Annotated in this window: 11 protein-coding genes and 1 tRNA gene; 10 read left to right on the top strand and 2 right to left on the bottom strand. The window is 72.0% G+C overall.

Translation table 11 applies throughout. The features are described from left to right. The 4 genes from LWC33_RS33810 to LWC33_RS33795 all read left to right on the top strand — a co-directional run. Window positions 1-420 (top strand): Ppx/GppA phosphatase family protein (locus tag LWC33_RS33810; RefSeq protein WP_443720192.1); only part of this gene is annotated, 420 nt, incomplete at its 5' end. A gap of 32 nt (window positions 421-452) precedes the next feature. Further along, the gene (locus tag LWC33_RS33805) at window positions 453-1,214 is read left to right on the top strand and encodes a uracil-DNA glycosylase (protein ID WP_308191053.1); all 762 of its coding nucleotides are present in this window, start codon (window positions 453-455) and stop codon (window positions 1,212-1,214) included. Between the two features lie 57 nt (window positions 1,215-1,271). Further along, window positions 1,272-2,633, top strand: coding sequence for an NAD(P)/FAD-dependent oxidoreductase (locus LWC33_RS33800; RefSeq protein ID WP_233308785.1), 1,362 nt, complete (start codon window positions 1,272-1,274; stop codon window positions 2,631-2,633). 95 nt (window positions 2,634-2,728) lie between these two features. Next, a tRNA-Leu gene (locus LWC33_RS33795) sits at window positions 2,729-2,801 on the top strand. 15 nt (window positions 2,802-2,816) lie between these two features. Here LWC33_RS33795 and LWC33_RS33790 read toward each other — a convergent pair. Then, on the bottom strand, window positions 2,817-3,359 hold the full coding sequence (locus LWC33_RS33790; RefSeq protein ID WP_233308784.1) for a dihydrofolate reductase family protein: 543 nt from the start codon (window positions 3,357-3,359) through the stop codon (window positions 2,817-2,819). 273 nt (window positions 3,360-3,632) lie between these two features. Here LWC33_RS33790 and LWC33_RS33785 point away from each other — a divergent pair, with 273 nt between their 5' ends. From LWC33_RS33785 to LWC33_RS33765, 5 genes are all read left to right on the top strand, one after another. After that, a complete protein-coding gene (locus LWC33_RS33785) occupies window positions 3,633-4,361 on the top strand; it encodes a dienelactone hydrolase family protein (protein ID WP_233308783.1) in 729 nt (242 codons plus the stop codon). 98 nt (window positions 4,362-4,459) lie between these two features. Continuing rightward, window positions 4,460-5,308 (top strand): alpha/beta fold hydrolase, encoded by an 849-nt coding sequence (locus tag LWC33_RS33780; RefSeq protein ID WP_233308782.1) that lies wholly within the window; start codon window positions 4,460-4,462, stop codon window positions 5,306-5,308. A gap of 191 nt (window positions 5,309-5,499) precedes the next feature. Next, entirely contained in the window at window positions 5,500-5,859 is a 360-nt protein-coding gene (locus tag LWC33_RS33775; RefSeq protein WP_233308781.1) for an MmcQ/YjbR family DNA-binding protein, read from the top strand. Between the two features lie 186 nt (window positions 5,860-6,045). Further along, entirely contained in the window at window positions 6,046-6,975 is a 930-nt protein-coding gene (locus LWC33_RS33770) for an arginase family protein (protein ID WP_233308780.1), read from the top strand. 103 nt (window positions 6,976-7,078) lie between these two features. Beyond that, on the top strand, window positions 7,079-7,720 hold the full coding sequence (locus tag LWC33_RS33765; RefSeq protein ID WP_233308779.1) for a LysE family translocator: 642 nt from the start codon (window positions 7,079-7,081) through the stop codon (window positions 7,718-7,720). A gap of 26 nt (window positions 7,721-7,746) precedes the next feature. On the opposite strand, the gene LWC33_RS33760 is transcribed toward LWC33_RS33765, so the two are convergent. Then, window positions 7,747-8,175 carry an ester cyclase gene (locus LWC33_RS33760; RefSeq protein ID WP_233308778.1) on the bottom strand — a complete coding sequence of 143 codons (429 nt, stop codon included), beginning with the start codon at window positions 8,173-8,175 and terminating at the stop codon, window positions 7,747-7,749. A 140-nt stretch (window positions 8,176-8,315) separates the two neighbouring features. Between LWC33_RS33760 and LWC33_RS33755 the strand changes: the two genes are divergently transcribed. Next, complete coding sequence (locus LWC33_RS33755) at window positions 8,316-9,029, top strand: TIGR00266 family protein (protein WP_233308777.1); 714 nt, start codon at window positions 8,316-8,318, stop codon at window positions 9,027-9,029. The last annotated feature ends 327 nt before the right edge of the window (window positions 9,030-9,356 follow it).

The raw sequence follows: 9,356 nt of genomic DNA, 5'->3' as shown, positions 1-9,356 counted from the left end.
GGATCTCGCGGGCGAGCGCCCGACGACGTCGAGAAGGCCCGGGCGCTCGCCCGCGAGATCCTCGACGAGGCGTTCGCGGCGGTGCCGGTCGAGGGCGTGCAGTGCTGGGTCGGTGTGGCCGGCACGATCACCACCCTCTCGGGGATCAGCCAGGACCTGCCGGAGTACGACCCCGAGGCCGTGCACCTGTCGACGCTGACCCGCGACGACGTCCACCGGGTCGCCCAGATGCTGATCACCTCGCCGCGTCCGGAGCGCGAGAAGCTCGGCGCCCTGCACCCCGGCCGGGTCGACGTCATCGGCGCGGGCGCCCTCGTCGTCGAGGCGCTGGCGGACGAGCTGCACTCCCGCGCCGGCATCGGCAAGCTCGTGGTCTCCGAGCACGACATCCTTGACGGGATCGCGCGATCGATCGCGTGAGCGGACCCGGGGGCGGGACGGCGCCGAGCGAGGTGTCGGCGCCGGACTGGCCCCGGCGCGCGGCCCCGGCGGCGCCGACCTCGGCCGAGCTCGACGCCCGGGTCACCGAGTGCCGGGCGTGCCCGCGGCTGGTCGAGTGGCGGGAGAAGGTGGCGCGGGAGAAGCGCGCGGCCTTCCGGGACTGGGAGTACTGGGGCCGGCCCGTCCCCGGGCTCGGCCCGCCCGACGCGCGGCTGCTGGTCGTCGGGCTCGCCCCGGCCGCGCACGGCGGCAACCGGACCGGGCGGATCTTCACCGGGGACCGCTCGGGCGACGTCCTCTTCGCGGCGATGCACGCCGTCGGCCTCGCGAACCAGCCGATCGCCGTGCACCGCGACGACGGGTTGCGGCTGATCGGCACCCGGATCACCGCGCCGGTGAAGTGTGCCCCGCCGGAGAACAAACCGACCCCGGCCGAGCGCGACACCTGCCGGCCCTGGCTCGACGCGGAGATCGAGCTGCTCCGCCCGACCCTGCGCGCCGTCCTCGTCCTGGGGGGTTTCGGCTGGCAGGCGCTGCTGCCGGTGCTCGCCGACCACGGCTGGACGATCCCGCGGCCGCGCCCGCGCTTCGGCCACGGGGCGCACGTCGAGCTGGCGTCGGTGCGGCCCGCGTCGACGGTGCACCTGTTCGGCAGCTACCACGTGAGCCAGCAGAACACCTTCACCGGCCGCCTCACCCCGGCGATGCTGGAGGAGGTCCTCGCCGCCGCGGCGCGTGCGGCAGGGCTGTCGGTGAACTCACACCCGGTCTGACGCAGATCACGTCGGATCCGGCGGTCGGGCTTACGTCTTCGGGGTACGAATGTGGGTATGGCGCACGCTCAACGAATCGTCGTGGTCGGTGGCGGCTACGTCGGCATGTACACCGCTCTGCGGCTGCAGAAGAAGCTGCGCCGCGGGGAGGCCGACATCACGGTCGTCGACCCTCAGTCGCACATGACCTACCAGCCCTTCCTCCCCGAGGCGTCGGCCGGCTCGATCGAGCCGCGGCACGTGGTCGTCCCGCTGCACAAGGTGCTGCGCGGCTGCCGCGTGGTGACCGGGCGGGTCACCGCCGTCTCCGACGCCCAGAAGCAGGTCACGGTGCAGACCGCGGCCGGGCACACCACCAGGCTGGAGTACGACGTCCTGGTCGTCGCCCCCGGCTCGGTCGCCCGGACCCTGCCGGTCCCCGGCCTGCCCGAGCAGGGCATCGCCTTCAAGACCGTCGGCGAGGCCATCTACCTGCGCAACCACGTGCTGTCGCGGCTCGACGCGGCGTCGACCACCGCGGACCCGGTGCTGCGCAGCCGGCTGCTGACCTTCGTCGTGGTCGGCGGCGGGTACGCGGGCGTCGAGGCGCTGGCCGAGCTGGCCGACATGGCCCGCTACGCGACCCGGTACTACGAGGGCATCGAGCCGGGCGACCTGCGCTGGGTCCTCGTCGAGGCGATGGACCGGATCATGCCCGAGGTCGGCCCGAAGATGGGCGCGTACACCGTGCGCCGCCTGCTCGACGCCGGCATCGAGGTGCTGCTCGAGACCCGCGTCGAGTCGATGGTCGGCGGGCACGTCGTCCTCTCGGACGGGAGTGAGTTCGACGCCGACACCATCGTCTGGACCGCCGGCGTCAAGCCGAACCCGATGCTGGACCAGACCGACCTGCCCCGCGGCTCCCGCGGGCACGTCGAGTGCGCGGCCGACCTCACCGTCAACGGGCTGAAGGGCGTGTTCAGCGCGGGCGACTGCGCGTCGATCCCCGACCTGACCAAGGACGACCCGAACGCCCGCACCAGCCCGTCGGCGCAGCACGCCGTCCGGCAGGCCAAGGTCCTGGCGGACAACATCGTCGCGTACCTGCGCGGGTACGAGATGAAGCAGTACAAGCACAGCTACGCCGGCTCGGTCGCGAGCCTCGGCCTGTACAAGGGCGTCGCCCAGATCTACGGGATCAAGCTCAAGGGCTTCCCGGCGTGGTTCATGCACCGCACCTACCACGTGAGCCGCATGCCCACGTGGAACCGCCGCTTCCGGATCGTCATGGACTGGACCACCGCGCTGCTCATGGGCCGCGAGGTCGTGGCGCTGGGCCAGATCCACGAGCCGAAGGCGGAGTTCAGCCGGATCGCCGGCGGCACGGTGACCCCGCTGCCCCCGACGGTCGCCCAGGAGGCCGACGCCAAGGCCAGCTGACCCGGCACCGGCTGATCGGCGCTCGGCGCCCGCCCTTCACCGGGGGCGGGCGCCGTCGGCGTTCTCCGGCCGGCCCGTCGTTAGGCTGCGGACGGGCCCCCGTAGCCCAACGGCAGAGGCAGGCCCCTTAAAAGGGTCACAGTGTGGGTTCGAGTCCCACCGGGGGCACCGCGCCGCGCACACCTACTTCCGCACGCGGAAGCGGAGCATCGTCACGGAACCCGACTGCCTGTTGTCGAACGGTTCGAGGTCGATCCTGCCGAGCCCCGAGGTCGACAAACGCACGCCGTCCCCGAGGAGCACGGGCAGGACGTACACCAGGACCTCGTCGACGAGACCGTGCTGCAGGCACTGACTGGCCAGGTCGGCTCCGAGGATCTCCAGGTTCTTCCCACCCGCGGCGGCGCGCGCCGTGGCGACGGCCTCCCCGAGGTCGCAGGTGAGGAAGGTGACCCCGTGCTCCGGCTCGTCCGGCGGCCGGTGCGTCAGGACGAACACCGGCCCCCCGTCGTAGTCGGTGTCTCCGGCGAACATCCGCTTGCTGACCTCGTGGGTGCCCCGGCCGACCAGCATCGCGCCGGTGGCCTGCATGACCTCCGGAAACGTGTCGCTCTTCAGGTACTCGAAGATCCAGTCCATCACGTGGTCGGGGCCGGCGATGAAGCCGTCCAGGGACATCGCCCTGTTCACGACGACCTTGCCCAGGCCGGCATCGGTTTCGCTCATGCCGGTGACGACCCGGCGAAGGTCACGAACTCATCGGTGTCGGTGGGATGGATCTGTCCCGGCGACCACGAGGGGCACGCTCCTCGGCAGGTCTCCGCGTTATCCCGTTGGTGGACCACGGGGACCACTGCTAGCTTCCCGGAGGCCGTGTGAGAGAACGAGGAGGTGATACCCGTGAACGCAGTAGCGACATGGGTGCTCCCCTCCGGGGTCACGGTCGGGCGATAGGTCGTCCGGGAGCGCCGTTCACGAGCACTCCCGAAGGGCACGACCATGCGATTCACCTCCCAACAGCGCCTCGACGACGGCGTCCTCGAACGCGAGTTCACCCTCGGCGAGATCCCCGGCATCCTGTGGACGCCCGGATCCGCCTCCGCACCGGCGCCGCTGATCCTGCTCGGCCACCCCGGCGGACTGCACAGGATGTACCCCCGGTTGGTGGCTCGGGCCCGGCACTCCGTGGCGGAGGGCTTCGCCGCGGCCACCATCGAGCTCCCCGGGAGCGGTGACCGGCCGCGTTCCGCCGCCGAGGAGGCCCGCGCCGACCTGCGCCGGGCGCTGGAGGCCGGCGAGCCGGTCGACGACGAGATCGTCGACCGGCTCGTCCTCCCGCTGGTCGACGAGGCGGTCCCGGAATGGCGGGCCACCCTGGACGCCCTCCTGCCGCTGCCCGGGATCGGCGGCCCGGTCGGGTACGCGGGAGGCGTGATCGCCATCGGCATCCGGCTGGCGGTGGTCGAGCCGCGCATCGCGGCCGCCGTTCTGTTCGCGGGGAGTTTCGTGCCCCGCGCCCTGTTCGAGGAGGCCCGGCAGATCACCAATCCGCTGCTGGTCCTGCTGCAGTGGGACGACGAAGGGAACGACCGGCAGATGGCCCTGGACCTGTTCGACGCGTTCGGCACCAAGGAGAAGACGCTGCACGCCAATATGGGCGGGCACACCGGCGTCCCGCATTTCGAGGGGGACGACGGGAGCCGGTTCTTCGCCCGGCACCTGAAATGAGGCCGGCAGCAGACGACAGGAGCTCTCGATCAGGCGCAGCACTGGTAACGCCCGAGTGGCGCCGGCGCGAGAACGCTCGGGGGAAGGCGGGAGTCACGATGACGAGCGCTGGTCTGCATCGGCTGGACATCGGCGAGGAGACGGTCGAGTTCAGCGATCGCGGCAACGGTGAGGCCGTCCTGCTGATCCACGCCGGCGTCTTCGCGGCGTGGTTCCCCGCGGTCTCGCAGGACCCTGCACTCCGGGCGTTCCGCCGCGTCGGGCCGACTCGCGCCGGATACGACTCGACGGCGCCGGCCCCCACCCGACATCTGACGCTCGCCGACCACGCCTCACACTGGGCCGCGGTGCTGGAGAGCCTCGGCGTCGAGCAGGCCCATGTCCTCGCGCACTCCTCCGGCTCCCTGATCGGGCTCCAGCTCGCCCTCGACCGCCCGGGTCTCGTGCGAAGCCTCGTCCTCGTCGAGCCCGCGGCAGCGCCGTGCCTCCTCTCTCCGGCGGCGGCGGCCGACTTCGGACAGTTCGTCAGATCCGTGGCGGCAACGGTCGCTGCGGGTGACCTGGCCACCGCATTCGACACCTTCATGCGCAGGGTCTGCGCGGAGGACTACCGCACCGTGCTCGTCGAGGCCCTCGGCCCGGGCGGCCTGGAGCAGGCGGAACGTGACTGCGGATTCTTCTTCCGTGACGAGGGCCCCGCTGTCCGAGAGTGGAGCTTCGGGGCGTCCGATGCGTCCCGTATCGCCCAGCCGGTTCTCCTGGTCCAGGGAGGTGCGAGCCCGCCCCTGGTCCACGGCGTCGTCGCCGGCCTGGCGGAGATGCTGCCGAGCGCGGAGATCACGACCGCCCCCGGCGCCGACCATCTCCTCCCGCTGCGCGACCCGGCGACTCTCGCCACCATCGCTGCAGGCTTCATGGAAAGGCACCCGACCCGAGCAAAGGCCTGAGGCGGACCATCCGAACCGGCGTACGAGCCGGTCGGCGTGCCCGTCTCGAAACGCGACCGATGGCATATGCCCGCCGTCGCAGTCCTGTGTGCACGACACAGGAGGTGGATCGCGATGGACGGGACGAAGCAGGTCGGGGTGCGGGTACGGAGCGGCGGTCCGGCCCGCGCCGTGACCGAGGGGTACCGACCATGGCGGTGATCGAGGACGTCCGGCCGCTGGGCGCCGCGTTGGAGCGCTCGTACCAGGTGTACGTGCACGGCAGGTTGAAGTTCCGCGTGAAGCAGATCGTCTACGTGGCGTTCTCCCTCGACGAGACCGTGATGGGCTTCGCGTTCCCCAAGGAGGAGCGGGCGGCGCTCGTGACGAGCGAGCCGGACAGGTTCCAGATGCCGTCGGCGTCGGACATGCGCTTCAACTGGGTCCACGCCGACCTCGCGGCACTCGACCCGACCGAGGCCCGCGAGCTCGTCGTCGACGCCTGGCGCATGGTCGTGCCCCGGAAGCTCTCCCGCGCCTACGACCTCGCCCATCCCGACGGCCCGGGGTGACGCTCGGGCCCGGCACCGTTCGGGATCAGGGTGCGGCCGTGGCGTCGCTCGTGCCCTCCTCGAGGTGCGGGTGTGCGGACGCACCGTGGGGACGACCCGCTCGAGTCGGTCCGGCGAGGGCGGAGCAGGCGCTGGTCGTCGCCGGGAGCGGTACCGTCGCCCGACCCGGAGTGAGGAGCACGACCCATGCCGGCCTCGTCCGCCCACAGCACAGCCGGCGACGGCGACACGCTGCGGCTGCTCTGCCCACAGTGGCAGGGCGCCGGCACGTCGAGCGTCCGCGAGCTCGCGTCCGAGTTCCCCTTCGACGTCGCCCGCCGCGGGTACGCGGTCGTCTCGGCGGTCCTCGACGCCGTGCTGCCGCCCCATGTCGGGCCCACCGCCACCGCCCCCGTCACCATGGGCGACGAGGGACTCGACACGGCGGACGGCATCGAGGCGAAGGCGGTCGTCGTCGACCAGCTCGTGCGCGCCCTGGAGGTGATCGGCCGGCACGCACCGGCGCGGATCGTCACCCTGGGCGGGGAGTGCGCCGTCAGCGTCGCGCCCTTCTCCTCCCTGGCCCGGCGGTACTGCGACGACCTCGCGATCCTCTGGATCGACTCGCACCCGGACATCGGCACCCCGGCCAGCCGGTACCCCGGCTTCCACGCCATGGCCGTCGCCGCCCTGACCGGCCACGCCGGCCCGGATGTCCTCGCCCTGCTGCCGGCCACCGTCGACCCCGCCCGCGTCGCACTGGTCGGGCTGCACGCGTGGACCGAGGACGACTTCCCGAACGTCGCCGAGTGGGGCATCCGCACCTTCGCCCCGGACGAGCTCCGCGCCTCGACCGAACCGCTCCTGCGCTGGCTGGCCGGCACCGGGTGCACGCACGTCGCGATCCACTTCGACGTGGACACCGTCGACAGCAACGAGATCGTGCTCGGGCTCGGAGCCGTGCCCGACGGCCTCACCAGCGGGGAGGTCCGGCGCCTCGTCGCCGACGTGACCGCGGCCTCCGACGTCGTCGGCCTCACGATCGCCGAGTTCTTCCCCCGGCAGGTCGTGCACCTGCAGCAGGTTCTGGCGGGTTTCCCCCTCCTCTCGCCCTCCTCTGCTCCCGACGCACCCTGACGTCCGTCAGATCGGGGAGCCGGCGACGGCCGGCAAATGCGTGGTGATCGCGCGAGCGGCGTGCTTGTGTGGCGGGAGTTGCATGTCGGAGGGAACTCGGGTCGTGATCCATCTGTCCGCCGGTCTCGGCGTCGTCGCGGTCGCCCTCGGCATGGTCCTCACGCCGGGGCCGAACATGATCTACCTGGTGTCCCGGGCGATCTCTCAGGGCCGGCGCGCCGGGCTGGTGTCCCTGGCCGGGACGGCGGTCGGGTTCCTGTGCTACCTCCTGGTCGCGGCGGCGGGGCTGTCCGCCCTGTTCGCGGCGGTGCCGGCGGCCTACACGACGGTGAAGATCGCCGGAGCCCTGTACCTCGCGTGGCTCGCCTGGGGCATGCTGCGGCCGGGCGGCCGCTCCCCGTTCGAGGCCCGGAGCCTGGAGCCGGCCTCGGACCGGCGGTTGTTCGGGATGGGGCTGCTCACGAACCTGCTCAACCCGAAGATCGCGCTCCTGTACGCGGCGCTGCTGCCCCAGTTCGTCGATCCGGCCGGCGGGGCGGCGTGGACACAGTTCCTCCAGCTCGGGGCGGTCCAGATCGTCGTCGCCATCACCGTCAATGCCCTGATCGTCCTCGCGGCCGCGTCGGTCGCCCGCTTCCTGGCGGCGCGCCCGCGGGCGATGACCGTCCAGCGGTGGATCGCCGGCAGCCTGCTCGGGGTGTTCGCCGTCAGGACCGCGTTCGGGAACACGCCGGCCACCTCCTGACGGGGCCCGGTTTCCGCCGGTGGGCGTCAGGACGGCGGGGGCACCGCCCCGAGCTGGACGAGGAGCCCGAGCGTGTCGGCGCAGACCCAGCGCTCGACGCACAGGCCGTCCTGGAAGTGCAGGATCGTGATGCCGGAGAGGGCGATGTCACGCCCGGTCGCGGGGATGCCCATGTAGTCGCCGTCGTGCCGGCCCGTGAGGGTGAAGCGGCAGGTCAGCCGGTCACCGGCGCTGAACGTCTCATGCAGTTCCAGGTGGTTCCGCGGGAACGCTGCGAAGAGGTTCTCGTAGGCCGCGCGCACGCCCTGCGCGTCCAGCGGCTCCGGCGACATCCCGTGCAGCCGGATGCCCTCGGCGTAGATCTCCAGGTAGCCGTCGAGATCGCCGGCGTTCCAGCGCTCGACGGCCCGGGCGAGCGCCGTCTCGTTGCGTGAGCCCGCAGCCGTCGTGGTCATCGAGGCCTCCTCGAGGGGCAACCGTGAACGGGGCGGGCACGGTACTGCGCCGGATCGCCGCCCGACTGCCGCCTTTCGGCCCTGGTCCTCGGGCGATCGAGCCCCTTCCGGCGCCGCTGCGCCCCCTCTACGTTCCTGCCATGCAGACCCGGATCATGGGCACGACGATGCCCGTCCTGGAGATCACCATGGGTCCCGGCGAGCAGGTGATCGCCGAGGGCGGGGACGTCGCCTGGCTGTCCTCCGGATTCGACCTCGAGACGTCGACCCGGTTCGGCTCGGGCGGCCGGGGCGGCTTCATGAGCGGTCTCAAGCGCGCACTCGGCGGCGGGCAGCTGTTCCTCACCGAGTACACGGCGCCGCAGAACGGCGGGTTCGTCGCCTTCGCGACCGACCTGCCGGGCACGATCCGGGAGCTGCGCGTCGACGCCGCCGACGAGTTCATGGTGCAGTCCGGCGCCTACATGGCCAGCACCGCGAAGGTCGAGGTGTCGGTCGGGCTGCAGAAGAAGCTCGGCGCCGGGATCTTCGGGGGCGCGGGCGTGGTGTTCCAGAAGCTGTCGGGCGACGGCGTCGCCTGGGTACAGCTGGCCGGCGAGATCACCGAGTACGACATCTCGGCCGGGCAGTCGATGCTGATCCACCCCGGTCACCTGGCGCTCTACCGCGCCGGTATGGAGCTGCAGTTCAGCTCGGTGCGCGGGGTGAAGAACAAGATCTTCGGGGACTCGCTGCTGCTGGCCGAGATCCACGGTCCCGGCCACGTCTGGCTCCAGTCGATGACCGCGGAGAAGCTCGCCTCTGCCATCCAGCCCTACCTACCGGAGCGCACGTCGCAGTCCGACAACGGGTGAGGTTCACGGGTGCTGGGTGAACGAGGCCGCGCGCCCCGGAGAGCTGTCGTTGGGCTGCTCAAGCCTGGCCGCTCTAGGGAGCGGCGGTCCGGCCGACCAACGACTGGCGGGCACGGTCGTCCGCCGACCCGCTCGAAGGAGGAGCGGGCCGGTCGGAGTCGGTTCGAGCGGACTCCGCCCGAAGAGCCCGCGATCACGCGCACCTCTCTCAGAACGGAGGAGGTTCGTCGAGGTCCCTGGCCGGTGGGGGTGGGGGTCGGGGCTCTTCGGGTGGGGTCGGGGGTCGCCAGACGATCAGGGGTGGGTCGGGGCGGTCCTCGCCTTTGT

The organism is Pseudonocardia terrae, from assembly GCF_021343995.1.
Taxonomy (GTDB): Bacteria; Actinomycetota; Actinomycetes; order Mycobacteriales; family Pseudonocardiaceae; genus Pseudonocardia; species Pseudonocardia terrae.
Note: the sequence above shows the minus strand (reverse complement) of the source record. Positions and strands in the feature narration are given on the sequence as shown.